The 351-nt window shown below is 68.4% G+C and carries 1 pseudogene; it reads left to right on the top strand.

Features of this window, described 5'->3' with window-relative positions:
* Positions 1-41 precede the first annotated feature (41 nt).
* A pseudogene (locus TN53_RS43175) lies at positions 42-351 on the top strand (peptidase); the annotation flags it as partial.

The raw sequence follows: 351 nt of genomic DNA, 5'->3' as shown, positions 1-351 counted from the left end.
CACTGACACCGGGCGACGACCCCCGGCTGCACGGTCCGCAGGTGCACGGCTACCTGCGGATGACCGACGGCTCCCTGCGCGACATCACCGTCTACAACCCGTCAACCACCTGGGGGGAGGGCGAACTGGTCTCCACCGTCGACGACCTCTTTGCTTTCCAACAGGCGCTGTTCTCCGGCGGCTTGCTGCCGCCCCGGGCGCTGGACAAGCTCTGCACCTTGCCTCCGGCCGAGGTTCGCATGTGGAAGGACGGCAGCCCCGCCCGCTACAGCATGGGCCTGCAGACGGCCACGGTGAACGGCGTGACGTTCTGGGGAAAGACCGGCGAGATGTACGGCTACCGCACCCGCG

Source organism: Streptomyces sp. WM6386, assembly GCF_000972385.1.
GTDB lineage: Bacteria > Actinomycetota > Actinomycetes > Streptomycetales > Streptomycetaceae > Streptomyces.
Note: the sequence above shows the minus strand (reverse complement) of the source record. Positions and strands in the feature narration are given on the sequence as shown.